This is a genomic window from Actinoalloteichus sp. GBA129-24 (genome assembly GCF_001941645.1).
GTDB classification, from domain to species: domain Bacteria; phylum Actinomycetota; class Actinomycetes; order Mycobacteriales; family Pseudonocardiaceae; genus Actinoalloteichus_A; species Actinoalloteichus_A fjordicus.
Map to the genome: position 1 here is coordinate 7,190,193 of NZ_CP016077.1, position 25,785 is coordinate 7,215,977.

Below are 25,785 nucleotides of genomic sequence, written 5' to 3' on the forward strand. Positions count from 1 at the left end.
GTGGAGTGATCATCGGAGTCAGGGGCGCGCGGGCGGGTGGATGTCCTGGTCCGCTGCCCAGCGCAACAGCTCTGCCTCGGCGTCTGCCCTGCTCAGCGGCCCGCGATCGAGTCGAAGCTCCTTGAGGTGCTTCCACGCCCTGCCCACCACGGGACCCGGCGGCACGCCGAGCAGCTCCATGATCGCGTTGCCGTCGAGATCCGGCCGGACCCGTTTGAGGTCCTCCTCGGCGAGCAGCCGGGCGATCCGGGCCTCCAGATCGTCGTAGGACCGCTGCAGAGCATTGGCCTTGCGTCGATTCCGGGTCGTGCAGTCGGCTCGGACCAGCTTGTGCAGCCGGGACAGCATCGGGCCTGCGTCGGTCACATAGCGACGCACCGCGGAATCGGTCCACTCGCCGGTGCCGTAGCCGTGGAAGCGCAGGTGGAGGTAGACGAGCTGGGAGACCTGCTCGACGACGTCCTTGGGAAACCGCAGCTCCCGAAGCCGCCGCCTGGTCATCTTGGCCCCGACGACCTCATGGTGATGGAAGCTCACCCCGCCGCCGGACTCGAATCGACGCGTGTCCGGCTTGCCGATGTCGTGGAGCAGGGCCGCGAGCCGCAGCACGAGGTCGGCCTTCGCGTCCGGGGCGTCGGCGCGTTCCAGCTCCACGGCCTGGTCGAGCACGACCAGCGAATGCTGGTAGACGTCCTTGTGCTGGTGATGCTCGTCGATCTCCAGCCGCATCGCGGGAACCTCCGGCAGCACGCGATCGGCGAGCCCGGTGTCCACCAGCAGCTCGATCCCCTGTCGTGGCGTGGCGCCGCACATCAGCTTGGCGAGTTCGGCCTGGACCCGCTCGACGGTGATCCGCTCGATCTCGACCGCCATCGTCGTCATCGCCTCGACCACCCTCGGCGCGGGCGTGAACTCGAGCTGGGCGACGAACCGGGCGGCACGCAGCATCCGCAGCGGATCGTCGGCGAACGACTCCTGCGGCGTGGCGGGAGTGTCCAGCCTGCGAGTGACCAGTGCATCCAGTCCGCCGTGTGGATCGACGAACCACTCCACCGGATCGACGGCGTCCCGGTCGCCGTCGAGGGAGCCTGCGGCGACGAGGTCGACGGCCATCGCGTTGACGGTGAAGTCCCGACGGATGAGATCGCCCTCGATGTCGTCGCCGTAGACGACCTCGGGGTTGCGACCCACCCTGTCGTACCGATCGGCACGGAAGGTCGTGATCTCCAGCATCGCGCCGTGCCGGGTGGCGCCGATCGTGCCGAACTCGATGCCGGTGTCCCAGACCGCCTCCGCCCAGCCTCTGACCAGCTGCATCACCTCGGCCGGGCGTGCGTCGGTGGTGAAGTCGAGATCGGTGCCGAGCCTGCCGAGCAGCGCATCGCGGACGCTGCCGCCGACCAGGTACAGCCGGTGCCCCGCCTCGGCGAAGCGAGCGGCGAGCTCGGCGGCGACCGGGGTCGTTCGCAGCAGCGTCGCCACGGCGTCCTGTGGGACGACGCGGGCGGCGTCGACGGCGGCGGTCAGCGGCTGGGGGTCGGGCACGGAACGAGACACGGTGAGCGAGGGTATCGCCTCCCGAAGACCCGCACGTCGGGCTCGTCGGTGGGTCGGTGATGTGGCAACAGAACCAGACGGGCATCGACCAGTCGGATTACCATCCAGGTATGCCCACGTCATCCGGTCGTTCCGGCGGTGCGAAGCCGCGACGCCGGAACCGGAGGCGACGTCGGCGCCTCCATACCGTGGACGAGACGTCCGCAGGCGGGCTGGTGCTCGACGCGGCGAAAGCGAACGCTGCGATCATTGGACGGCTGGATCGACGGGGCAGACTGCTCTGGTCGCTTCCCAAGGGGCATCTTGAGGCGGGCGAGACCTCGCAACAGGCCGCCATCCGGGAAGTGGCCGAGGAGACGGGCATCCGTGGCACGGTCCTGGCTCCGCTGGGGACGATCGACTACTGGTTCGTCGCCGAGGATCGACGCGTGCACAAGACGGTGCATCACTTCGTGATCGAGGCCGTCGGTGGTGAGCTTTCCGACGAGGACGTGGAGGTCACCGAGGTGGCATGGGTGCCGCTTGGTGAGCTGAATGAACGACTGGCATACGCCGATGAGCGCAAGCTGGTCCGCAGGCTCGACCAGGTACTGACCGAGCTGGACGCCGCGACCGACCGGTCGTGGTCGATCCGTCCGGCAGGCACGGAGCAAGGGTGAGACGACACATCGACCACCGCAGAGGCGGGACTCGACTCCTGCGCGCCGCGTTGGCCGCGCTCGTCACGGCGCCGCTGGTGTTGGCAGGCGCCGTGCGCCCCGCAGCGGCTCAGCCCGACGAGACGCTCGCCGAACTCCACATCGACGCGCTGGAGCCCCGAGTGGTCGTCGAGGACGGCGACCAGCTGCTCCGGATCACCGGAACCCTCACGAACACCAGTGACCGAAGCATCGCGGAGATCTCGGTCCGGGCACAGCGCGGTGAACCGCTGCGCACGACCGACGAGACGCTGGCCTCGCTCCGAGGCGGTTCCGAGACCAACAGCGGCTCCTCGGAGTTCATGCCCGTCGCCTCGCCGTTGGATTCAGGAGAGAGCACCGAGTTCACCGTGAGCGTCCCCGTCAGCGGAGCGGACGGGCTGCAGATCAGCGAACCCGGCGTCTATCCGCTGCTGATGAACGTCAACGGGATGCCGGACTATGGGAATCAGGCCCGCATCGCGACCGCTGATCTGCTGCTGCCCGTGCTGGGCGTGCCCGGCGGTGCGTCGGCGGAGCCGTCGGTGCAGCCTGCGACGACGCTGATCTGGCCACTGGCCGACGAGCCGAGGGTGATTCGCAACGGCGCCGACGGCGAGACGGTTCTCACCGACGACGAGCTCGCCTCCTCGCTGGTCGGGGACGGCAGGCTCGCCATGCTGCTGAACGCGATGAGCGACTCCGTCCCACCCGCCTCCGAGCTGTCGCGATCGATCTGTTTCGCGGTCGACCCCGACCTGCTGGTGACGGTCGACGCCATGCAGGACGGGTATCAGGTCCGCTCGGGCACGGGCGAGCTGGTGGACGGCGTGGGGGCCGCTGCGGCAGGCGTCTGGCTGCATCGCCTGCGGGACGTCGCACAGGGCCGATGCCTGGTGGCGATGCCCTACGCCGACGCCGATCTGGTCGCCCTGTCCAGGGCCGACCGTCCCGACCTGATCGAGCTGGCGTTGGACCGAGGCGCGACCGTGGTGGAAGAGGTCGTGGGCACCCGGCCGATGGAGAACCTCGTCTGGCCTGCCGACGGCGTGTTGGACGAGCAGACCCTCGACACGCTGGTCGAGGCGGGCGTCACCTCGACGCTGCTGCATCCGCGCAGCCTCGCCGAGGCACCACCGCAGCTCACCAGCACGAGCGTCCAGACGACGGTCGAGACGGAGACCCCGCCCGTCGCGATACAGCTCGATCCCCTCGTCGGCGACGTGCTCGCGGGCTCGACCACCACGGGGTGGCGTCCGCAGAGCATGGTGGCGGCAGCCGGTTCCACCGTGCCGCCCGGCGTGCGCGATCCGCTTCAGGACGTGCTGAGCATGCTGGCGTTCCGCGCCATCGGCGACAGCAGCGCAGCACCCGCGACCCGCATGGTGATCGCACCGCCACGTCGCTGGCAACCGGAGGCCGAGGATCTGTCGATCCTGATCGGCGAGCTGGGCAGGCTGTTCGAGTCGGGACTGGCGGTGCCCGCACCGCTGGCCGAGGGCCTCGACGCCCCGGAGGGCACCAGTGCGCTGAGCTACCCGCCGGAGGCGGGCGCAGCGGAGCTTCAGCCGTCGGTGTCGGCCGAGGTGTCCCGCGCGGCGACGCTGGTCCAGGAGTTCGAGTCGGCGATGAGCGCGGACCCCTCCGTCCCGCCGGAGTCCCGCACCGAGCCGGTGGACCTCGTGCAACCCGTCGAACTCGGCCTGCTGCGCGGCATGTCCAGCAGCCTGCGCGGCAACGAGCAGGCTGCGATGAACGTCGTGAATCGTGCGGTCGACGAGCTGAGCAGGCTGCGGGACCGGGTCCAGGTCAACGACCCCGGCATCCCGCTGTCCCTCGCCGCCTCCGACAGTCCGCTGCCGTTGTCGGTCACCAACGACCTGCCGGTGGACATCCGGGTCCAGGTGACGCTGGAGAACTCGCCGGGACTTCGCGCGGCGAGCGTGCAGGAATTCGCCGTCCCCGCGCACAACTCCCGGGCCATCCGGGTCCCCGCCGAGGTCAGCCGCTCCGGGCAGTTCACCACCGACGTCGCGCTGCGCACCCCCGACGGCACCGAACTGGGCAGCCCGGTGCGCTTCGTCGTCATGTCGACCGCCTACGGCACGCTGACGCTGATCCTCACCATCGTCGCGGGCGCCACGCTGATCCTCCTGGTCACCTACCGTCTCGTCCGTCGCATCCGCGCCGGTCGAGCAGGAGGCCCGGTCGACACGGAGGACGCGAACGCCCGAAAGCCGCCAGAAGGGGCCGAGGAGTCTGCGGGGTCCGAGAGCGACCGCGGACCTTCGGAGTCCGGGACGTCATCGGACACCGACGATGCACGTCCCGACGGATCGGATGCCCACGAGTCGGATGCCCGGGGATCGGATGCCGATGGATCGGCCGCTCCCCGGTCGCACAGCGACGGATCGGCCGCCGATGAGTCAGACACCAAGGGATTAGACACCGAGGGATTAGACACCGGCGGATCAGCCGAGGAGACGTCCGATGGGAGGCACCAGGGACGATCGGCAGACGCCGGGTCGTCCGTGAGCAGGCCGTCCGAGCCGGGATCGGCAGGCGTCCACTCGGCTGACGCGACCTCATCGGATCCGCAGGCATCGGATGCCGCGTCCGCCGACTCGGCCGCAGCGAACGAGGACGAGTCGCGCTCGACGACCGAGACCTGGCTCTCGGCCGAACGGGCCGGGGTCGGTTCGGACGAGCCGGGCACGCGGCGCGGGGCGACGAGCGGCAAGAGATCCGGTGAGTGACCACGCCGATCGACTGGTTCTCCTGACCGCCGAGCGCGAGCATGGTGAACTGACGGCTCGCGACGGCAGACGGGCCGCCGGGCCGTCCGGCGAGGAGACGTGGTGAACCAGGACGACGAGGAGACCACCCGGTTCGACGGTCCGCTGTATCCGCCGGGTGGTCCTCGGCGGCGAGGCAGGCCGGGCCCGCCGCCGGAGCACTCCTCGCGACCTGACCTGCGGGCGACGCCGCCCGAACCGTTCAGAAGTCAGCGACGACCACCACCTGTACCCCCGTCGCAGCCTCGGCTGCGACCCGACCACGCATCGGAGCCCGCTTTGCGGCCGGAGCACCAGGGGCGCCCGGCGCCTGGACCAGCACAGCCGACCTCGGCATCGGCGCACCATGCGCCGGGATCACAGCCGAACATCCGTCGTGATCTGCCGCCGGGCACGCACGCTCGACAGGACCCGGCGACGACCCACGACCTCGGGCAGGCGGGCGGTCTCGACCAGGAGCGCACGCGACAGGCCGCCTCTGACGCCGCTCGTCGGGCCGCTGCGGGCGCGGCACGCGCTGCCGCACCCGGCGGCCCGCGCGGTGCCCGAGGCGCCGACCTGGACCGAACCAGGGCGATTCCGGTGGTCGATCCGGTCGACCCCGTCGACCCGGAGCAGACGACGCAGATGTCGCCGGTCGCGGTGGTCGCGGATCGGGAGGCGGGCGAAGCCGTCACGGACGTGACCGCGACCGACGAGCCGCAGAAGAAGGCCGGGAAGTCGCTGCTCAAGGCAAGCGGCACGATGGCGATCGCCACCCTGATCAGCCGGATCACCGGCTTCCTGTGGAAGGCGATGCTGGCGTGGGTCGTCGGCCTCGGTCTGATCAACGACTCGTTCACCGTGGCCAACAACCTGCCGACCATCATCACCGAGCTGCTGCTCGGCGGGGTGCTGACCAGCATCGTCGTGCCGGTGCTGGTGCGGGCGCAGAAGGAGGACTCGGACGGCGGACTGGCCTACACCCAGCGGCTGGTGACACTGGCGACCGTCATCCTGGGCGTCGGCACCCTGCTCTCGGTGATCGCCGCGCCCCTGCTGACCGCCGTCTACGTCAGCGGCGGCGAGACCCAGGCCAACCGTGCCCTGGTCACGGCGTTCGCCTACCTGCTGCTGCCCCAGATCCTGTTCTACGGGCTGAGCGCGCTGCTGATGGCGATCCTCCAGTCCAAGCAGGTGTTCGGACCGCCTGCCTGGGCCCCGGTGGTGAACAACGTCGTGATCATCGGAACCATCCTGGTGTACTGGATGCTGCCCGGTGACATCGTGGTCAATCCGGTTCGGATGACCGACGCGCATCTGCTCGTGCTGGGCATCGGCGTCACCCTGGGCGTGGTCGCACAGGCCGCCATCCTGATCCCCGCGCTCCGCCGCAGCGGCTTCCGGCCCGCGTGGCGGTGGGGCTGGGACTCTCGGCTCAGCGAGTTCGGCGGCCTGGCGGCCTGGGTGATCGGCTACGCGCTGGTCGGGATGCTCGGCGTCATCGCGCTGACCAGGGTGGCCACCGCCTACGAGGGCAGCCTGGCGATCTACCAGAACGCGTGGCTGCTGTTGCAGCTGCCCTACGGCGTCATCGGGTTCTCGATCATGACGGCGGTGCTGCCCAGAATGAGCAGGGCCGCCGCCGACGAGGACTACGACCGACTCAAGGCAGACCTCTCGCTGGGCGCCCGGCTCTGCACGCTGATCCTGCTGCCGATGAGCGTCTTGATGACGGTGTTCGGCACCCAGATCGGCATCTCGCTGTTCTCGCTCGGCGAGGGAGCCGGCGGTGCGGGCAGGCTGGGGCAGGCCCTGGTCGTCTCGGCGTTCGGCCTGCTGCCCTACGCGATCACGATGCTCCAGCTTCGGGTGTTCTACGCGATGAAGGACTCGCGAACCCCCACCCTGATCCTCGCCATCATGACGGCGATCAAGGTGCCGCTGCTCTATCTCTGCCCGGTGCTGCTGGACGACGAACAGGTCGTCCTCGGCATCACCTTCGTCAACTCCTTCACCTTCGTCATCGGCTGGGTCATCGGCGAGATCTGGCTGCGCAGCAGGATCGGCAAGCTGGGCAACCGGGCGTTGTGGATCACGCTGGGCAAGGCGGCGATGGCATCGATCTGGGGCGGCGGCGCCGCGCTGCTCGCCGCGCAGGGCGTCGGCGCGCTGATGCCGCAGGCGGACGGCGCAGGCACGGCCTGGGTTCAGCTCATCGCCGGTTCCGTGCTCTGTCTGATCGTCACCGTCGGCTTCATGCTGTTGCTGAAGGTGCGGGAACTCGATCCGCTGATGACGCGAGTACGAAGGATGGCAGGACGGTAACGATTGACCTGCCTCACACGTATATGGGACGGGGAAGCAACCTCGCACCCCCTTCAGTACGTCCCTCCCAGTGTTGGAACCGCCCTTCGCCACACGGGTGTACTCCGAACAATGACGTGCTGGTGGCAACTCGATGACAGCCGACTTCCCGTACTCTCGGACGCGAGTCTCTCCAAGGCGCGCCTGCCGAGGCCTCCGCTGTCCGGGGAGTGGGTGGACCAGGAGAAATGACCGTGAGCGGCAAGCCGACGGAGTACATCGCACCGAACCGGAAGGACATCGGTCAGGGCGTTGAGGATGCTGGGCTGGCCCCGGGCACCGTGCTCGGCGACGGCCGCTACCGCCTGATCGGCAACGTAGGGCAGGACGTGCGGGGTGGCGCGCAGCTGTGGCGGGCCAAGGACTCCGCGCTCGGCCGCGACGTCGCGCTGACCATCCTGGTCGGCGATCGAAGTGACACGCAGGTCAACGCGCGGGCCAGACGGGCGTTGGAACGCGCGATGCATGCGGCGAGCTTCCACTGCGTCGGCGCGGCCCGCGTGCTCGACGTGATCAGCGCCAAACACGGACTCGCCGAGTCGGATCGCGTCCTCGGCATCGTGGTGGCCGAGTGGACGCACGGCACGGACCTCGCCGAGCTGGTCAAGGACAACCCCGTGCCGCCCGCCACCGCAGCCCGGCTGCTTCAGTCGCTGGCCGTGGCCGTGGAGACCGCGCATCACGTCGGCCTCGTGCTCGGCATCGACCACCCGCAGCGCATCCGGGTGAGCGCCGACGGCGAGCTGCGGTTCGCCTTCCCCGGCGTCCGGCCGGAGGCGAGCGCCACCGACGACGTCCGAGGTCTCGGCGCGGTGCTGTTCTACCTGCTCACCGGCCGGTGGCCGCTGGCAGAAGCGCCGGAAGGCGTCCCGACGGTGCAGATGCAGAAGGACGGCGTGCCCGTCACACCGCGGTCGCTGCGCCCGATCGTGCCGCTGGAGCTGTCGAACGCGGCGGTGAAGGCGCTGGCAGGCCCGGACAGCACGATCAACACCGGCGGCATCCGCACCGCAGCCGCGATGATCCCGGTCCTGGAGCGCGCCGCAGCGACCGAGGACTCCGGCACGAACGTGATGCACCAGTCGCCGATCGGCAACCCCGCTCCCGAGAACGACGTCTGGCGGGAGCGCGATCCCGAGCCGGACCAGGCCCGCAAACGCAAGCTGAGCGTGGGCATGGCGATTCTGGGCGTCGCCACGCTGCTGATCGTCGGCTGGCTCGGCTTCCAGGTCGCGCAGATGTTCGCCCCCGGCGGCAGCAGCAGCGCGCAGAACTCGATCCTCCCCAGTGGCGTCAGCGAGGACGGCGAGGGCGGGGACGACGAGGAGGAGCCGGACAGCGGTCCGCCGGTCGCGGCGGGGCCGATCACCCCGGCCGGTGCGGCGGAGTGGCAGCCGCCCGGTGCGACCCTGGACCATCCGAATCGAGCGGGCGATGCGATCGACGGCGACGCATCGACGGCGTGGACCACTTCGGCATACTTCGAATCCTTCGACAGCGACCGCGCCTATAAGCCGGGCGTTGGTCTGATGGTCTCCTTCTCTGAGGCCACTCGACTAGCTCAGGCGACCGTGAATTCCCCGAGTGCCGGCGGGGTCATCGAGATCCGCAGCTCACCGACCGCCACACCGGGCAGCGTCGACGAGACGACGCTGCTCGGCACGCTGAGCCTTTCCGGCGGCGACACCAGCCTCGACTTCGACGAGGTCGTCGAAGGTCAGCACATCTTGCTCTGGGTCACCGGGATCGTGCCGGTCGACGGCGGCTATCAGACGCGAATCAACGAGGTGACCTTCCAGACAGCCGAGTGAGTCGGTAGGCCTTCGGCGAACCGAGGGAAGAGGACAAGGATCGCCGCTGCGACGGAAATCGACCGACCGTGCGCACAAGGGGCCGTGAGGTGACTGCCGCTATCCTCGGCGTGTGACAGCCCCAGCAAGTTCGGACGCCGACCTCATAGCGGCCCACGCAAGCGGGGATCCACACGCATTCACTGAGCTGGTCCGGCGGCACCGTGACCGCCTGTGGGCGGTGGCGCTGCGCACCATGCGAGACCCGGAGGACGCCGCCGACGCCCTTCAGGACGCCCTGATCTCCGCCTTCCGGGCAGCATCCTCGTTCCGCGCCGAGTCCAAGGTGACCACGTGGTTACACCGCATCGTGGTGAATGCGTGTCTGGACCGCATCAGACGTAAACAGAGCAGACCGGTCGTCCCGCTGCCGGAGGCGGGCCCCAACGAGCCCGCCATCACACGGGACGCCATAGCCGAGCAGGAGACCAGGCTCGCGGTGAACGATGCCCTCGCCGAATTGCCCGTGGAGCAGCGCTCCGCGATCGTGCTGGTGGACGTGGAGGGTTACTCCGTGGCGGAGACCGCCCAGATCCTCGGGATCGCCGAGGGCACGGTGAAGAGCCGCTGTGCCCGGGGTCGCACCCGCCTGGCGAAACTTCTCGGGCATCTCAGGAACCCCGATGCAGTTGCGAACGTCCCATCTGATGACATCGCTCGCCAGCAGCGACGCACTCGGGAGGGACGATGACCGGCAGTGAGTGGGAAGGGCGTGGGCTCGACCCCACCAGCGGGTCACGGCCCGATCCGGACGACGGAGCCGCGTGGTCACTCGACCTCTTGGCGGATCTGCACGCCGGAGCACTCGACGACGAGACCGCGGCACGGCTGAGACCGCGCGCCGAGTCCGATTCCGATGCGACGGCCCTGTTCGCGGCGTTGGACGCCACCCAGGCGGAGCTGCGTGACCTGCCGCCCGTGCCGCCGATGCCCGCGGCCTTCGCAGACCGGCTGGACGCGGCCCTGGCCCGCGAGGCCGCCGCCATGTTCGGCCCGACTCGGGCCGTTCCGGCGACGGTGACGGAACTACCGTCCGCTCCGCCGGAACGAGGCTCTGCGCAGACGGAGGCGCCGCAGGGCCAGCCTGCGCCGATCGTCGACCTCGATGCGGTCCGGCGACGCCGACGACGCAACGCGGGCTGGGGTGCGGGCCTGCTGGTGGCGGCGGCAGCGGTGGTGAGCGTGGTCGCGATCAATCTGCCGTCGAACACCTCGCCCGGCACGCCGATGGCGGATGAGACCCAGGGCGAGGCACCGCCGGGGTCCGCGCAGCCGCCGCTGGCACTGGGCGGGCAGGACGACCTGAACGCGCTCGGCACGGGCGACATCGCGGGACTGCTCGAGGTCGAGGAGTACGGCTCGCTCGGTGACGAGGACGCGCTGCTGTCGTGCCTGGCGGCGGGCGGCATTCCCGACGCCAACGTCCTCGGCTCGCGTGCGGCGGAGCTGGGCGGGCAGGCGGGCTTGATGGTCATCCTCGGCGAAGGCTTCAACCAGTTCCGCGTCGTGGTGGTCTCGGAAGACTGCGCGCAGGGCGACTCCGAGTTCCTCGGGGACACCACGATCGGAGGCTGACCCGGCTCGGTTCCGCAAGCGGGCTCCAGGCGGCGGACAGAGCGGCGCAGGCGACCGTCCGCGTGCTCCCGGGCACACGGGGCAGCGGCGCGACGTACCGATGAGCGGAACGACAGCCACGGCACCGGCACGAGGGGACATCGATGCGCAGGCGTCGGGTCCTTCTCGGCACGCCTGCGCCGTGGCTGCCTGCGCCGTGCGCCTGGGCTGCGTCAGGTGAGACGCAGCCGACGAACCGGCCTGACACGTCCGTGTCGGGGAACAGCCGCGCCTAGGATCGTGTTGCACCGGATGCCGGGCTCACTCGACTTTCGGGGAGCCGGGGGCGGGCGAGGACAGGCTCGCCAGTGAGAACGGTGTACACGCGAGTCGGCGGAGGCGGCGAAGTTGTCCGACGTGAGAAATCTGATCATCATCGGCTCGGGACCGGCGGGGTACACGGCTGCGGTGTACGCGGCACGGGCTCAACTCGAACCCCTGATCTTCGAGGGCACGCAGTTCGGCGGTGCCCTGATGACGACCACCGAGGTCGAGAACTACCCAGGCTTCCGCAACGGCATCATGGGCCCTGAGCTGATGGAGCAGATGCGCGCCCAGGCCGAGCGCTTCGGTGCGGAGCTGCGGCCGGAGGACGTCGAGTCCGTGTCGCTGGACGGCCCGGTGAAGACGGTGGTGGTCGACGGCACCGAGTACCGGGCCAAGGCGGTCATCCTCGCGATGGGCGCCGCCGCGCGTTATGTGAACGTGCCGGGTGAGGAACGTCTCCTCGGCCGTGGCGTGTCCTCCTGCGCGACCTGCGACGGCTTCTTCTTCCGCGATCAGGACATCGCGGTGGTGGGCGGCGGCGACTCCGCCATGGAGGAGGCGACCTTCCTCACCCGCTTCGCGAAGTCGGTGACGATCGTGCACCGCCGCGAGGAGTTCCGTGCCTCCCGCATCATGCTGGAACGCGCCAGGGCCAACGAGAAGATCCGCTGGCGGACCAACGCCTCGGTCACCGAGGTGCTCGGCGAGACCTCGGTGAGCGGGCTCCGCCTCGTCGACACGGTGACCGGCGAAGAGTCCACCCTCGACGTGACGGCCATGTTCGTGGCGATCGGACACGACCCGCGCAGTGAGCTGGTCAAGGGACAGGTCGAAATGGACGAGGCGGGCTACGTGCGGGTCATGGAGCGCAGCACGAGCACCAACCTGACCGGGGTGTTCGCCGCAGGCGACCTCGTCGACCACACCTACCGGCAGGCCATCACCGCAGCGGGGTCCGGCTGTTCCTCGGCCATCGACGCCGAGCGCTGGCTCGCCCACCACGAGACGACGCCGGAGTCCGTCGGCGGCGGCTACGGACTCGGCGACCCGGTCCCCACGGTCTGATCGACCGCACCCGGCGGACCACGCGACACGACGTGATCGACAACGGCACCGGCAGGGCTGCTTCGCCCGGCCGCGACCAGCACACACGCTAGGAGAGACCATGACAGGCACAACCGTCACCATCACCGACAAGACCTTCAAGTCGGAGGTGCTCGACAGCAGCAAGCCGGTGCTCGTCGACTTCTGGGCGACCTGGTGCGGACCGTGCAAGATGGTCGCCCCCGTGCTGGAGGAGATCGCTGCGGAGCACGCCGAGAAGCTGACCATCGCCAAGCTCGACGTCGACGCGAACCCGTCGACCCAGCGCGACTATCAGGTCATGTCGATCCCGACGCTGATCCTGTTCAAGGACGGCAAGCCGGTGACGCAGATCGTCGGGGCGAAGCCGAAGGCGGCGCTGATGAGCGAGATCTCCAAGCACCTCGACTGACAGGTCGGACTCGCCCGGCCCTGTCGATCTCCGCACCGCGTGGCCCGTGGCCGCGCGGTGCGGTGAAGGAATCGGCGGGGCGGGGCCATCCCGGCCCACGCCTGGCTCGTCCTGGCACGGCACCCCGGTACCAAGCCGACGCCACCCGACTTCATCCTTTCGAGTGCTGAAGCGCCCAAATAGGTGGAGAACCAAGCACTACCAGTGAGGATGCCTCGGCGCGCAGCCCGAAGTGTCGCCATGTCACCAGCAGGGCACAATAGGTTGTCTGCTTCCCCTCGCGTCGTCCATCGGCGCTCTAGTCAAGCGAGGAGTACATGCAACTGCTCCACCGCGGTGACTTCGGTCCGGCTGTTGCCGAGATCAAGGCCATTCTCACATCGCAAGGCCTGCTTCCGCCGTCGAACGGCCACATCGGCGACGACCACGAGCAGGTCTTCGACGGGCTCGTCGAGCACGCAGTTCGAGCCTTCCAGCAACAGCGTGGCCTGATCACCGACGGGGTGGTGGGCACTGCCACCTATCGGGCGCTGCGTGACGCCCGGTGGAATCTTGGCGACCGCCCGCTGGCCTACCAGATCAGTCAGTCGATCACCGGTGACGACGTCTTCGCCCTCCAGGAACGCCTGCTGGAGCTCGGCTACGACGCGGGCAGGCCCAACAAGGTCTTCGGCTCGCAGACCGAGCATGCGTTGAAGAGCTTCCAGCGCGACTACGGGATCACCGCCGACGGCGTGTTCGGCCCGGAGACGCTGCGGTCGCTCCGACAGCTCATGCCCAAGGTCCGAGGCGGCAGGCCGGTGCTGCTGCGCGAGCAGGAGCGGGTCCGCACCGCAGGGCCCCGGCTGCGCGGCAAACGCATCGTGCTCGATCCGGGGCACGGCGGCTCTGATCGCGGCGCGGTCGTGGAGGACGCCGCCGAGGCGGAGCTGGCCTGGGACCTCGCCCGCAGGCTCGAAGGCCGGATGGTCGCCACCGGCATGGAGGCCCTGCTGGTACGAGGCCCGGACACCTGTCCGCCGGAGGCAGAACGGGCCGCGTTCGCCAACGACGCAGGCGCCGACCTCTTCCTCTCGCTGCACACCGACACGAACCCCTCGCCTGCCGCGCAGGGCATCGCGTCGTACCACTTCGGCACGGGCAACGGCACGACCTCGACCGTCGGAGAGGCACTCGCCGGCTACATCCAGCGCGAGGTCGTCGCCAAGACCGGCATGGTCGACTGCGGCGCACATCCCAAGACGTGGGAGGTCCTGCGTCTGACCCGGATGCCCGCCGTGCACATCGAGGTCGGCTACCTCACCAACGCCACCGACCGGCGACGGCTGATGGACCCCACGTTCCGCGACATCCTCGCCGAGCGAATCCTGGTCGCGGTGAAGCGGCTCTACCTGCTCGGCGAGAACGACCAGCCGACCGGGACGTTCACCTTCGACGACCTGCTGCGTCACGAACTGGCCAAGATCGACTGATCAGGCTCCTGGTCCCCCTCGGCCGCTCGTCATCGCGCCTCGGTCGAGGGGGAACGGCCGATCCGGCCCGGTCGCATCTCCTGCCCGAGGCGCGACCGGCAGACCAGCCGCCCGGCCGCATCGGTCGGGCGCCGCCGCGCAGGCGACCGACCGGCCGGTCAGCGAGCGGGGACCCCGACCGACGTGGACGACGCCGAGTCCGTGGACACCGTCATCGGTTCGAGCAGGCGTTCGAGGGCCGCCTCCACGTCTTCCTTCCAGGTGAACGCCGACCGGAGTTCGAGGCGGAGTCGGGGCCACCGCGGATGCGGCCGCACCGTCTTGAAGCCAACCTGACGCAGGAACTCCGCCGGGATCACGCAGTGACCGTCGGATTCGCCGTCCGAGTAGCCGAAGGCCTCCACGGCCTTCACACCGCGTCGAGTGAGGTCCTTGGCCACTGCCTGCACGAGAAGGCGTCCCAGGCCCGTGTCGGCGAACTCCGGCATCACTTTGAGGGTCGTGAGGAGCACGGCGTCCGCGCTGACCGGGGAGGTCGGGAAGGTGCCGGACCGAGGCACCGCCGAGGGCGGGGCGTAGAGGGCGTATCCGGCGGGTACGCCGCCGACCCGGACCAGTCGCCCGCAGGAGCCCCACTCCAGCAGCACGCTGGAGATCCAGGCCTCCTTCTCGAACTCGGTCTGGCCGAACTCCTCAGCCTGCTCCCTGATGTGCGGCGCCAACTCCCAGAACACGCAGCGCCGACACTGTTTCGGCAGCTCATGCAGGTTGTCCAGCGTGATGCCGACCACGCTTCTCGACACCTGACCTCCTCAGCACGAGCCTCGGGCGCAGCCACGGGAGGCCGCCTGTACCAGTACAGGGTAACGGTGCTCGTTCGCTGCCGAAGTTACACTGAGGGGTCAGACGCGCCTCTCGTTCGGCCGAATGCCCGTTCGGTGATCCATCCGATCACCGAAGTCGGATCACCTTCGGTCGAACCCACCGGGACGTGACGAGACACAGTTCGGAGTGCCGAATGACCAGCCAGGAGTCGCAGCCGGCGCCGCGCAGTCGCGCGCGCAGTCTTGACGCGCATCTGAGCCGCTATGCGGCACGGACGGCAGGGATGACGGCGTCGGAGATCCGGGCACTGTTCTCCGTGGCCAGCAGACCGGAGGTGGTCTCGCTGGCAGGCGGCATGCCGAACCTGTCGGCGCTGCCGATGGAGTCACTCGCGGGCGAGGTCGCCCGGCTGGTCGCCGATGAAGGCCAGGTCGCCTTCCAGTACGGCTCCGCCCAGGGCGTCCCCGAACTGCGCGAGCAGATCACCGAGGTGATGGCGCTGGAGGGCATCAGCGCGCACCCGGACGACGTCGTGGTCACCGTCGGCTCGCAGATGGCCTTGGACACCGTCACCCGGATCTTCTGCGACCCCGGCGACGTGGTGCTGGCCGAGGCACCCTCCTACGTCGGCGCGCTCGGCAGCTTCACCGCGTATCAGGCGGAGGTCGTGCATGTCGCGATGGACGAGTCGGGGCTGATCCCGGCGGCGCTGCGCGCGGCGCTCGACGCCGTCCAGGCGGCGGGGAAACGGGTCAAGTTCCTCTACACGATCCCCAACTTCCACAACCCGGCAGGCGTGACGATGGCCGTGTCCCGCCGTGCCGAGGTACTGGACATCTGCGCCCGTCACGGCGTGCTGGTCATCGAGGACAACCCGTACGGACTGCTGGGCTTCGACAACCAGATCTATCCCGCGCTGCGGTCGATGGACGAGGAGAACGTGGTCTACCTCGGGTCCTTCTCCAAGACCTTCGCCTCCGGTCTCCGGGTCGGCTGGGCACTGGCACCGCACGCCGTGCGCGAGAAGCTCGTGCTGGCCTCGGAGTCGGCGACCCTCTGCCCACCCACGTTCAACCAGCTCCTCGTCTCCCGTTATCTCTCGACCCACGACTGGAAAGGCCAGGTCAAGACGTATCGGGAGGTCTACAGGGAGCGCAGGGACGCGATGCTCTCCGCGTTGGAGCAGCACCTGCCGGCCGGCTGCACCTGGACCCGACCCGACGGCGGGTTCTACGTCTGGCTGACGGTCCCCGAAGGCGTCGACACCAAGGCGATGCTGCCGCGAGCGATCACCCAGCGGGTGGCCTATGTCTCCGGGACCGCGTTCCATGCGGACGGCTTCGGCAGCAGGCAGATGCGCCTGTCCTTCTGCTACCCGACGCCGGAGCGAATCCAGGAGGGCGTGCGCAGGCTCGGGGGAGTGCTCCAGGACGAACTGGAGTTGCTGGCGACCTTCGGCAGCGTTCCCCAGCGTCCCCGCATCGGCGCCGACTCGCCGGGCCCGGACACCGCCTGATCGCACCCCCGCCTGCGATGTCCGGGTGGCGGCGGCACGACGACGGCGGCCGGGATGTCCGTGACGCGTGGATCTCCCGGCTGCACCGTCCGACGATGCAGGGACGGTGTGACCGGACCGCCGCCCCGGAGCACGGGTTCTCATCGACTGCGGGCAGACGCGCCGCGCCAGGGTGGTTGTCGACGCGGGAGAGGTCTCCTGCCATGGTGTGACTCGGCGACCGGGCCATGATCCCTTGGCCGGGGGCTGTGCAGTGCGTGTCCCGCATGGCGGCGAGGAGTCGTCTTCTCCTTCTCGCCGCTCGCCGACGACGCCGGTCCTCGCCGTGGGCAGGCGGTACCGCCGGTCTCGGCTCGCCTGTCTGCCCGGCCCCGCGACGTCCGAGGGCTCGAACAACAGTCAAGGGAGTAGCAAGTGTCAGATCGTTGGGTGGCGGTGCTGTCGGGAGGGCTCTCCCACGAACGGGACGTCTCGTTGCGTTCCGGTCGCAGGCTGTCCGCCGCGCTGCGCTCGGCGGGCGTGACGGTGGAGGAGTGGGACGCCGATGCCGAGCTGCTGTCGCGACTGGGTGCGGACCGACCGGACGCCGTGGTGGTCGCGCTGCACGGCGGTGAAGGAGAGAACGGCGCGGTCCAGGCCGTCCTGGAGATGCGGGGCATTCCCTTCGTCGGCACCGACTCACGCTCCTGCCGCCGTGCTTGGGACAAGCCGTCCGCCAAGGCGGAGATCGCCGCCGCCGGACTGACCACACCGGACTGGATCGTGCTGCCGCACAGCACCTTCCGTTCGCTGGGCGCGCAAGCCGTGCTGGACGCCATGGTCGAACGGCTCGGTCTGCCGCTGATGCTCAAGCCGGATCAGGGCGGGTCAGCGTTGGGTGCGCGGGTGGTGCGCACCGCAGAGGAACTGCCCGCCGCGATGGTGGGGGTGCTGGCCTATGGCGATGCGGTTCTGGTCGAGCGCTTCGTCGAGGGCACCGAGGTGGCGGTGGGCGTGATCGACACCGCCGACGGTCCGATCGCGTTGCCCGCCGTGGAGATCGATCCGGCAGGCGGGGTCTACGACTACACGGCGCGGTACACCGCCGGGCTCACGACCTTTCACACGCCTGCCCGGTTGCCCGAGGCGCAGGCGGCGGAGGTGGGGGAGTTGGCAGTCGCCGCACATCGGCTACTCGGCCTTCGCGACGTCTCGCGGACCGACGCCGTGGTGGGCACCGACGGCCGAGTGCACTTCCTGGAGGTGAACGTGTCGCCGGGGCTCACCGAGACGTCGCTGCTGCCGATGGCGATCGAGGCGGCGGACCGCTCGTTCGGGAAGGTGTTCGCCGAATTGATCGAGCGGGCGATCGCTCGCGCCTGATGATCTCGGCTCGCCGGCGGTTCGGGTGGCTGATCGAGTCGCCGGCAAGCCGAAAAGGAAACGTCACCGTGACGAAAGGGGTCGGTGTGGCGGGATGCGACTTTTCTATGTCTGAATAGTCCGATTTTCCGCCATCATCGTCACGATGCGTTCCAGATCATCGACCGACCCGAACTCCACGACGATTCGTCCCTTCCGACGTCCGAGTTCGACCTTGACTCGGGTGTCGAAGGCGTTGGACAACCGATCGGCCACGTCCTGGAGCCCCGGTGCCTGCATCTGCTTCCGGGGAGCGGCCTTGGGCTTGGCAGGCTCCTCCAGCCGCGTCAACCGGACCGCCTCCTCGGTCGAGCGCACGGACATGCCCTCCCGAACGATCCGGGCCGCCAGGTCCTCCTGCGACTCCGCGTCGTCCAGACTCAGCAACGCCCTGGCGTGACCTGCCGACAGGATGTTCGCCGCCACCCGGCGCTGCACGGGCAGCGGCAGGTTCAGCAGTCGGATCGTGTTCGTGATGACCGGACGACTTCGGCCGATCCGTGCTGCCAGCTCCTCATGTGTCACGTGAAACTCCTCGAGGAGCTGCTGATACGCCGCAGCCTCCTCCAGGGGATTGAGCTGCACCCGGTGGATGTTCTCCAGCAGTGCATCCCGGAGCATCGCATCGTCCTTGGTGCGCCGGACGATGGCCGGGATGTGGGGGAGTCTGGCTCGCTGCGCCGCTCGCCAACGGCGCTCGCCCATGATCAGCTCGTACTTGCCGTCGCCAAGCTCGCGCACCACGATCGGCTGGAGCAGACCGAACTCTCGAATCGAATGCTCCAGCTCCTCCAGCGCCGGCTCGTCGAAGACCTGTCGAGGCTGCTTCGGGTTGGGCGTGATCGAGGCGATCGGCAGCTCGCGGTAGACCGCGCTCGCGGTCTCCTCGCGCAGCAATGCCTCCAGCTTCGCCTCGGTGGAGCCTGCCTGTGCCGCCGGGGGACCGGCAAGCCGGTCCCCGCGATGCGGTGCGTCGGTCGCGGCCCCGGCATCGGCCGGGGGCGGCCCACTGGGAATCAGCGCGGCAAGCCCGCGGCCGAGTCCCCCCCTGCGTTCCGTCATCTGATCTCCAACTCGGCTCCCTTGACGGCCATCTCCCGAGCCGCGTCCAGGTAGCTCATCGCGCCACGAGAACCCGGATCGTAGGTCAGCACCGTCTGTCCGAAGCCCGGCGCTTCGGAAACCTTGACGCTCCGGGGGATGACCGTACGCAACACGAGATCGCCGAAGTGCTTGCGCACCTCGGCCGACACCTGGTCGGCGAGCTTCGTCCGGCCGTCGTACATCGTGAGCAGGATCGTCGACACCCATAGCGAGGGATTGAGGTGCGCGCGCACCAGGTCGATGTTGTTCAACAGCTGCCCGAGACCCTCCAGCGCGTAGTACTCGCACTGGATGGGGATCAACACCTCGGGCGCCGCGACCAACGCGTTCAACGTGAGCAGCCCCAGCGACGGCGGGCAGTCGATGAACACGTAGTCCGCTTCAAGCTGGTCCAGTGCCTCGGGGGAGAGCGCCTCCTTCAGCCGCGACTCCCGGGAGGCCATGGACACGAGTTCGATCTCGGAACCGGCCAGGTCGATCGTGGCGGGCACACAGACGAGATTGTCCGACTGGGTGCTCACCGCGGCCGCGTCGCCGATGCTGATCTCGCCGAGCAGCACCTCGTAGACCGACGGAGTCCCGGACCGGTGGTCGACACCGAGCGCGGTGCTCGCATTGCCCTGTGGGTCGAGGTCGATGACGAGCACCTTCAACCCGCGCAGCGCCAGGCCTGCGGCCAGGTTCACCGTGCTGGTCGTCTTGCCGACGCCGCCCTTCTGGTTCGCGACGGTGAGGATTCTTCGTCGCGACGGTCGCGGCAGAGTCTCACTCGGATGCAGAACCTTGGTGGCTCGCTCCGCCTCCTCCGCGATCGGCGTCCATGAGGAGATCTGCTGATTCTGCGGACGATTCACCGGTGCGAGCCTCCCCCGAAAGCCGTGGACATCCCTGTTCGGCGTTGTTTCACGTGGAACATGCCGTGCTCCGATCTGCGCCAGAGGTCGTCGCGCCCGCTCGTCCCCACGCCTGAAACGGGTCGGGTCGATCGACCTGGAAATCCGTCACCGATCTTTCCTGGAGTTCCGTCGAGTGTCACGGCCTTGAGCGGCATTCCCCCGCTCGACCAGGATCACCGTCGTCGGCTCCGTCACGAATCCCTCCCCGCAGGAGACGAGCTCCTGCCGAGAGCCCCCTACGGCAGCGACCGCCACCGCGTCCCTTGCCATCTCCTCCGCCGCCGACGCCCCCTTCAGCGCCAGCAACATGCCCCCCGGCCGAAGCAGCGGAAGTCCCCACCCCGCCAGCTTCGCCAGTGGCGCGACCGCCCGGGCGGTCACCACGTCGAAATCCCGTAGCCTGCGCCGCACGGTCAGCTCCTCCGCGCGACCCCGCACCACAGTGGTCGACAGCCCCAGCTCGGACACCACCTCTTCCAGCCAGGCGACCCGCCGGGCCATCGGCTCCAGCAGGGTCAGCCGGAGGTCCGGGCGCGCGAGCTGAAGCGGAATGCCCGGCAGCCCTGCGCCCGAGCCGACATCCACCACTCGACAGTTCGTCGGCATCAGCTCACCGACCACGGCCGAATTCAGCACGTGTCTGCTCCAGAGCCGATCGACCTCGCGGGGGCCGATCAGACCCCGCTCCACGCCGTGCTCGGCCAGCAGCTCGACATAGCGCCGGGCCGCGGGCAGGCGATCACCGAACACCCGCGCCGCCGCATCGGCCACCGCGTCGGAGCCCGACGAGGGCACGCCTGCGGACGGCGTCGCGGGGGAGTGCGTCCCGGAACCGCCTGCCGAGGACGAGTCCGTCGGGACGGAACCCGCCGGGGAGTTGGCCGAGGAGGAATCGGGAGAGTTCGTCGTGGAGGGGTCCGCGCTGGAGTTCGCCATGCCGCCTATCCATCATCTGACGTTTCACGTGAAACGTGGTCTCGAGGTCACCGGGTCGACCGGCGACGAACCGGCGCCGAAGTCGCCTGGCGCCTGTTTCACGTGAAACACCGTCGTCGGCCCTGTTCGGGGTCGACGGGAACAGTGTCCCGCATGACGCAGTCGACACAGCACGCACCGCGCCGATAGCTCACATCATGTCGCATCAGACGATCCCGGAACGCACACTGCACAGGTGCGATCGACGACCTTAGACACCTCGCCCTACGTCGAGCTGAACCGCGACCTGTGGCGGGGCCTCCGCGATGCGACACCGCTGCCGCTGACCGACGACGAACTCGCGGGCATGCGCAGCCTCGGCGACGCGATCTCTCTCGAAGAGGTGGCCGACATCTACCTCCCGCTCTCTCGGCTCATCAACCTCCAGGTGGCCGCGCACCAGGCGCTGCACACGACCACCACCCAGTTCCTTCGCGAACCCAGCATCCGTACCCCGTTCGTCATCGGCATCGCGGGCAGCGTGGCGGTGGGCAAGAGCACCACCGCGCGCATCCTCCAGGCGCTGCTCGCCCGGTGGCCGGATCATCCGCGCGTCGACCTGGTGACCACGGACGGATTCCTGTTGCCGACCGCCGAACTCAAGCGACGGAATCTACTGAAGCGCAAGGGATTTCCCGAGAGCTATGACCGGCGCGGGCTCCTCCGGTTCCTCGTGGACGTCAAGTCCGGACGCCCCGAGGTACGCGCCCCGGTGTACTCCCACCTGAGCTACGACATCGTCCCGGGCGAGCATCAGCTGGTCCGCCAGCCCGACATCCTGTTGTTGGAAGGACTCAACGTCCTGCAGACCGGTCCGAGTCTCACCGTCTCCGACTTCTTCGACTTCTCCATCTACGTCAATGCCCGCATCGGCGACCTCCGAAGCTGGTACGTCGACCGCTTCCTGACCCTGCGCCGCACGGCGTTCGCCCGGCGGGACTCGCACTTCCATCGGTACGCCAGCCTGGACGACGCGGAGGCAAGAACCATCGCCACTGAACTCTGGACCGAGATCAACGAGCCGAACCTCGTCGAGAACATCGCACCCACCCGCGCCCGAGCCACGCTGGTCCTCCAGAAGGGAGCGGACCACTCGATCCATCGGGTGCGACTTCGGAAGCTGTGACGGCAGCGGCGGCCCGGCGCGACGTTCGCAGAGTGCCAAGGGGACCGACGCGGTCGCGCGGTCGACGTGCGACAGCCGTGCAGCGTCGTGTTCGGTCCGACGTCGATCGCGGCCGTCCCACGGCAGCCCGCCTCGCAGGCGGCCGTCGCGCACCCCCGGCCCGGTCGAGTCCAGTCGGCCCCAGACCCCGGTGGTGCTCATCCTCAGTCCGGTAGGCAGGAGGGTGGACCGTCGGTGCTCGGCCCCGCAGTCGGGCCCCGGGCTCCGCAGGCAGCGGCGTGAGGCTGCCGGAAACCGATCCGACCCCACCGGACCGACCCCACCGGACCGACCCCACCCGGACCGACCCCACCGATTCGACCCCACCGGCCAGACTCGGGCGAGCCGGACCGCCACCGGTCGGGGCCGCCTGCCTCGCTCCCACCGGCTTCGACCACTTCCCGGACATGCGAATGGCCTCGTCTCTCGACGAGGCCATTCGCATGTTTCACGTGAAACGCGCCGCTCGAGGTCAGTCGGCGGGCAGCACCACCACGCGCCGCTGCGGCTCCTCGCCCTCGCTCTCGCTCCGGGTGCCGGACACGGCCGCAACCGCGTCATGCACCACCTTGCGCTCGAAGGGCGTCATCGGGTGGAGACGAATCGCCTTGCCCGAGTCACGGACCTGCTCGGCACTGGTGCGGCCCAACTCGGCCAGCTCGGCACGCCGCTCGGCGCGCCAACCCGCGACGTCGAGCATCAGCCTGCTGCGAACGCCGGTGGACTGCTGGACGGAGAGCCGCGTCAGTTCCTGCAACGCCTCCAGCACGACGCCCTTCGTACCGACGAGACGTTCGAGATCCTCGCCGCCCTCGATGCTGACCACGGCACGGCCCGCCTCGACGTCGAGGTCGATGTCCCCGTCATAGTCGAGCAGGTCGAGCAGGCGCTCCAGGTAATCGCCCGCGATGTCGCCCTCGCGGACGAGCAGCTCCTCGCTGTTCTCTGCGGCGCGGGGAGCCGCGTCGCCATTCTGTTCGGCCGCGTCGACCTCCTGGTCGACGCCGGTCACCTGCGCGGTGTCCGACACCGGCCTCTCCTCTCCGTGAGTATGTCCAGCAGACGAGTTGTGTCTGCGGCAGCGCCTACCGCACGACGAAGTCGCCTCAACGACGCTTCTTGGACTTCTTGTTCGCGGGGCGCTGACGCACCGGATCGGTCACCCCGTTCCGGCTGGGTTCTGCCGTCCCGGACTGGTCTGACGCACTGGTGGCCGAGGAGGTGTCCGTCTTCTTCTTACCCGTGTCGGAGGCGGCAGGCTCCACCCCGTTCGAGGACTGAGACTTCGGGGCCTGCGTCTTCGGAGCCTGCGTCTTCGGGGCTTCGGCCGGGCGCTTCTTGGGCGCGGTCTTGGGCTTCTGTCCCGGCTTGGGTGCCAGCGCCTGCCGCGTCGCCTCCGCCTTCGCGTCGGCCTCCGCCTTCTTCTTCGACTCCTCGCGATCGATGCGCTGATAGACCAGGTGCTGCTGGGCCAGCGTCCAGCTGTTGTTGCTCAGCCAGTACAGCAGGATCGCGATGGGGAAGAAGGGACCACCGAACAGCACGAAGAGCGGGAAGATCCACAGCATCAGCTTGTTCATGATCGCGGTCTGCGAGTTCGACGTGGCGGTCGGGTTCATCGCCTGTCGCTGCACCGAGTGCCGCGCAGTGAAGTGGGTCGCGATGCTGGCGATGATCGCGAGCGGGATCGCGACCAGCGCGATGCTCGTGATGCTCGCACCGAGCACCGGGTTGGAGATCGAGGCCGACAGCGGGGCGCCGAAGAGAGTAGCGGCCCGGAACGACTGGACCTCGGCCTCACCGAACACGTAGACCGTGTCGTGCTCGGAGAACCAGCGCAGCACGTGGAACAGACCGATGAACACCGGGATCTGGACCAGCATCGGCAGACAGCCGCCGAGCGGGTTGACCCCGTGCTCGGACTGGAGCTTCTGCATCTCGGTCGCCATCTTCTGGCGATCGTTGGAGTACTTCTCCCGCAGCTTCTGGATCTGCGGGGCGAACTCCTGCATCTTCCGCATCGAGCGCACCTGGCTGATGGCGGGCTTGAGCAGGAGGAGCCGAAGGGTGAAGACGAGGAAGACCACGGACAGCGCCCAGGCGATCCCGTTGTCGGGGCTCAGGATGAACCCGAAGACCCGATGCCAGAACCACATGATGGCTGACACCGGGTAGTAGATGAAGTTGAGCACGAAGCTACTCCTCGGCGCGATTGTCGTTGGTCACCATGGTCTCCTCGGAAGAATCTCGACGAGGAGGAACGGGGTCTAGCCCGCCCGGGTGCCAGGGACCGCACCGGCCGAGCCTGCGCAGGGTCAACCAGATACCCCGCGCGGCGCCGTGGACGGTCAACGCCTCGACGGCGTAGGCACTACAGGTCGGATAGAAGCGACAACTGGCCGGGAGCAGCGGGGAGATCCACCGCTGGTAGGCACGCACCGGCAGCAACAGGACGCGACTGACCGGTCCGGCACGCCTGGCGGCCTCAGACCGATCGTCACTCACATCCCACCTGCCTGTTGGTGATCGTCCTCGGTTCGACATCCGGCCTGCGCATCGGCCGCCGGGTCGATCCCGAGTCTGCGCAGCGCGCGATCGACGTCGGCCGCGAGCTGCTCGCTGGTCGATGCGGCGGCAGGCGGCAGGGCTCTGACGACGACGTCGGTGCCCGGCGGCAGCGCGGCGAGCCGGGCCCGGAAGACGTGACGCAGGCGACGAGAGACCCGGTGGCGCACCACGGCGTCACCCACCGCCTTGCTCACGACAAAACCCACCCGAGCACTGCCTGCTCGGGTGGGGGTGAACCGCTGACCACTGGCCATGGCTGCCTCCGCAGTGGTGGACGTGCCGTCGTCTGGACGCAGCGCCGCCAGCACGTGCACGACGACCCGAGGTCGTCCCGCCCGGCGTCCCCGCCGGACCACCGTGGAGAAGTCCTGACTTCGAGTCAGCCTGGCCGCCGACGGAAGCACGGCCTGAGTAGGTCAGGCCGACAGCTTGTCGCGGCCCTTGCGCCTGCGCAGGGCGAGGATGGCGCGGCCGGCGCGGGTGCGCATGCGCAGCCGGAACCCGTGGGTCTTGGCCCGGCGACGGTTGTTCGGCTGGAAGGTGCGCTTGCTCACGGTCGAGTCTCCCGGTTTCACTACAGCTAGGGTCTGCGGTCTTCGCCCCAGTAGGTACTCGGCGGCAGATGCTGCTCCGCCACCGCTGGCGACGAGCACACTGCCGTCGCCGACGACGAGAAGCAACCGTCGCCGTCACGAACCGCATGTCGGCCGCACCACAGACCTGGCACGAGGCACAGGGCGAGCGGTGCGAAAGACCAGAGTACGTGACACCGGGGGATAGACCGCATGAGAGTACGTGGTGCGGCCTGGTCCACTCAAACCGGACCGCCCCTGAGCACCGGTGTTGATCAAGGAAGGGATGGATACGGTACGCTCCAGAACCACGAGCCACCTGATCTGATCGGCGCGCCACGCCGATCGACTCCTGAATCTCACCCGACCGCGCGGGGCGCCTTGTGGCTGAGCCCGCCGCTTGTTAGCGTGCCCATCTCCGCAGAGCCGACACCGGAGCCCGCACGTTCGACGACACGCCTCGGCTGGCAGCCCGCGAAGCATCTGCAGGCCCCGGGCGGGAATCGGTCTTCGCTTCGCCGTACCTTCATGCACAGCTTGTGGACAACCCTGTGGATTGTCGGCTCGATTGTGCACATCACGGCGTCAGCACGATCGGTTCATGACCGCGGGCCGATCGCCGAGGGGCGGCGATCGACACAGGCACCCGCTGCCAGGCGGGCGGTGCGGTGAGGGGAGGGGAGCACGTCG

General features: G+C 69.0%; 22 protein-coding genes. 12 read left to right on the forward strand and 10 right to left on the reverse strand.

The window, feature by feature from the left end; genetic code table 11:
* Positions 1–18: 18 nt before the first annotated feature.
* Complete coding sequence (locus tag UA75_RS30910; protein WP_075743218.1) at positions 19–1,545, reverse strand: CCA tRNA nucleotidyltransferase; 1,527 nt, start codon at positions 1,543–1,545, stop codon at positions 19–21.
* A 122-nt stretch (positions 1,546–1,667) separates the two neighbouring features.
* Between UA75_RS30910 and UA75_RS30915 the strand changes: the two genes are divergently transcribed.
* From UA75_RS30915 to UA75_RS30955, 9 genes are all read left to right on the forward strand, one after another.
* Positions 1,668–2,216 (forward strand): NUDIX hydrolase, encoded by a 549-nt coding sequence (locus UA75_RS30915; RefSeq protein ID WP_075744421.1) that lies wholly within the window; start codon positions 1,668–1,670, stop codon positions 2,214–2,216.
* Positions 2,213–4,990, forward strand: a complete 2,778-nt coding sequence (locus UA75_RS30920) for a DUF6049 family protein (protein WP_075743219.1) — start codon at positions 2,213–2,215, stop codon at positions 4,988–4,990. The genes UA75_RS30915 and UA75_RS30920 overlap by 4 nt, the downstream gene beginning before the upstream one ends.
* A gap of 102 nt (positions 4,991–5,092) precedes the next feature.
* Positions 5,093–7,336, forward strand: coding sequence for a murein biosynthesis integral membrane protein MurJ (gene murJ, locus UA75_RS30925; protein WP_232251142.1), 2,244 nt, complete (start codon positions 5,093–5,095; stop codon positions 7,334–7,336).
* Positions 7,337–7,569: 233 nt separating this feature from the next.
* Positions 7,570–9,186, forward strand: coding sequence for a protein kinase family protein (locus tag UA75_RS30930; RefSeq protein ID WP_075744423.1), 1,617 nt, complete (start codon positions 7,570–7,572; stop codon positions 9,184–9,186).
* A gap of 112 nt (positions 9,187–9,298) precedes the next feature.
* The gene (sigM, locus tag UA75_RS30935; protein ID WP_075743220.1) at positions 9,299–9,916 is read left to right on the forward strand and encodes an RNA polymerase sigma factor SigM; all 618 of its coding nucleotides are present in this window, start codon (positions 9,299–9,301) and stop codon (positions 9,914–9,916) included.
* Positions 9,913–10,800, forward strand: a complete 888-nt coding sequence (locus UA75_RS30940) for a hypothetical protein (RefSeq protein WP_083690965.1) — start codon at positions 9,913–9,915, stop codon at positions 10,798–10,800. Before sigM ends, UA75_RS30940 begins: the two co-directional genes overlap by 4 nt.
* Positions 10,801–11,187: 387 nt before the next feature.
* Entirely contained in the window at positions 11,188–12,171 is a 984-nt protein-coding gene (gene trxB, locus UA75_RS30945; RefSeq protein WP_075743221.1) for a thioredoxin-disulfide reductase, read from the forward strand.
* 100 nt (positions 12,172–12,271) lie between these two features.
* Complete coding sequence (gene trxA / locus UA75_RS30950) at positions 12,272–12,601, forward strand: thioredoxin (protein WP_075743222.1); 330 nt, start codon at positions 12,272–12,274, stop codon at positions 12,599–12,601.
* Positions 12,602–12,918: 317 nt separating this feature from the next.
* Positions 12,919–14,073, forward strand: coding sequence for an N-acetylmuramoyl-L-alanine amidase (locus UA75_RS30955; protein ID WP_075743223.1), 1,155 nt, complete (start codon positions 12,919–12,921; stop codon positions 14,071–14,073).
* Positions 14,074–14,231: 158 nt separating this feature from the next.
* Here UA75_RS30955 and UA75_RS30960 read toward each other — a convergent pair whose 3' ends face one another.
* Positions 14,232–14,876, reverse strand: coding sequence for a GNAT family N-acetyltransferase (locus UA75_RS30960; protein ID WP_075743224.1), 645 nt, complete (start codon positions 14,874–14,876; stop codon positions 14,232–14,234).
* A gap of 215 nt (positions 14,877–15,091) precedes the next feature.
* Here UA75_RS30960 and UA75_RS30965 point away from each other — a divergent pair, with 215 nt between their 5' ends.
* Together UA75_RS30965 and UA75_RS30970 are read left to right on the forward strand one after the other, a co-directional pair.
* A complete protein-coding gene (locus tag UA75_RS30965) occupies positions 15,092–16,414 on the forward strand; it encodes a PLP-dependent aminotransferase family protein (RefSeq protein ID WP_075743225.1) in 1,323 nt (440 codons plus the stop codon).
* Positions 16,415–16,828: 414 nt separating this feature from the next.
* Positions 16,829–17,776: a D-alanine--D-alanine ligase gene (locus tag UA75_RS30970; RefSeq protein WP_075743226.1), complete on the forward strand. Its 948-nt coding sequence runs from the start codon at positions 16,829–16,831 to the stop codon at positions 17,774–17,776.
* Between the two features lie 105 nt (positions 17,777–17,881).
* Here the strand turns inward: UA75_RS30970 and UA75_RS30975 are convergent, their stop codons facing one another.
* The 3 genes from UA75_RS30975 to rsmG form a co-directional block, all read right to left on the reverse strand.
* Positions 17,882–18,877: a ParB/RepB/Spo0J family partition protein gene (locus UA75_RS30975; RefSeq protein ID WP_075743227.1), complete on the reverse strand. Its 996-nt coding sequence runs from the start codon at positions 18,875–18,877 to the stop codon at positions 17,882–17,884.
* Positions 18,874–19,773, reverse strand: a complete 900-nt coding sequence (locus UA75_RS30980; RefSeq protein ID WP_075743228.1) for a ParA family protein — start codon at positions 19,771–19,773, stop codon at positions 18,874–18,876. Before UA75_RS30980 ends, UA75_RS30975 begins: the two co-directional genes overlap by 4 nt.
* Positions 19,774–19,920: 147 nt before the next feature.
* Entirely contained in the window at positions 19,921–20,751 is an 831-nt protein-coding gene (rsmG, locus tag UA75_RS30985) for a 16S rRNA (guanine(527)-N(7))-methyltransferase RsmG (RefSeq protein ID WP_083683865.1), read from the reverse strand.
* A gap of 235 nt (positions 20,752–20,986) precedes the next feature.
* Here rsmG and coaA point away from each other — a divergent pair, with 235 nt between their 5' ends.
* Positions 20,987–21,916 carry a type I pantothenate kinase gene (gene coaA / locus UA75_RS30990; RefSeq protein ID WP_075743230.1) on the forward strand — a complete coding sequence of 310 codons (930 nt, stop codon included), beginning with the start codon at positions 20,987–20,989 and terminating at the stop codon, positions 21,914–21,916.
* 511 nt (positions 21,917–22,427) lie between these two features.
* On the opposite strand, the gene UA75_RS30995 is transcribed toward coaA, so the two are convergent.
* The 5 genes from UA75_RS30995 to rpmH form a co-directional block, all read right to left on the reverse strand.
* Positions 22,428–22,985: a protein jag gene (locus UA75_RS30995; protein WP_075743231.1), complete on the reverse strand. Its 558-nt coding sequence runs from the start codon at positions 22,983–22,985 to the stop codon at positions 22,428–22,430.
* A gap of 76 nt (positions 22,986–23,061) precedes the next feature.
* Complete coding sequence (gene yidC, locus UA75_RS31000) at positions 23,062–24,147, reverse strand: membrane protein insertase YidC (protein ID WP_075743232.1); 1,086 nt, start codon at positions 24,145–24,147, stop codon at positions 23,062–23,064.
* A gap of 4 nt (positions 24,148–24,151) precedes the next feature.
* Positions 24,152–24,460: a membrane protein insertion efficiency factor YidD gene (gene yidD, locus UA75_RS31005; protein ID WP_075743233.1), complete on the reverse strand. Its 309-nt coding sequence runs from the start codon at positions 24,458–24,460 to the stop codon at positions 24,152–24,154.
* Positions 24,457–24,927: a ribonuclease P protein component gene (gene rnpA / locus UA75_RS31010; protein ID WP_075743234.1), complete on the reverse strand. Its 471-nt coding sequence runs from the start codon at positions 24,925–24,927 to the stop codon at positions 24,457–24,459. The genes yidD and rnpA overlap by 4 nt, the downstream gene beginning before the upstream one ends.
* A 12-nt stretch (positions 24,928–24,939) precedes the next feature.
* On the reverse strand, positions 24,940–25,077 hold the full coding sequence (rpmH, locus tag UA75_RS31015) for a 50S ribosomal protein L34 (protein WP_075743235.1): 138 nt from the start codon (positions 25,075–25,077) through the stop codon (positions 24,940–24,942).
* Positions 25,078–25,785: the final 708 nt, after the last annotated feature.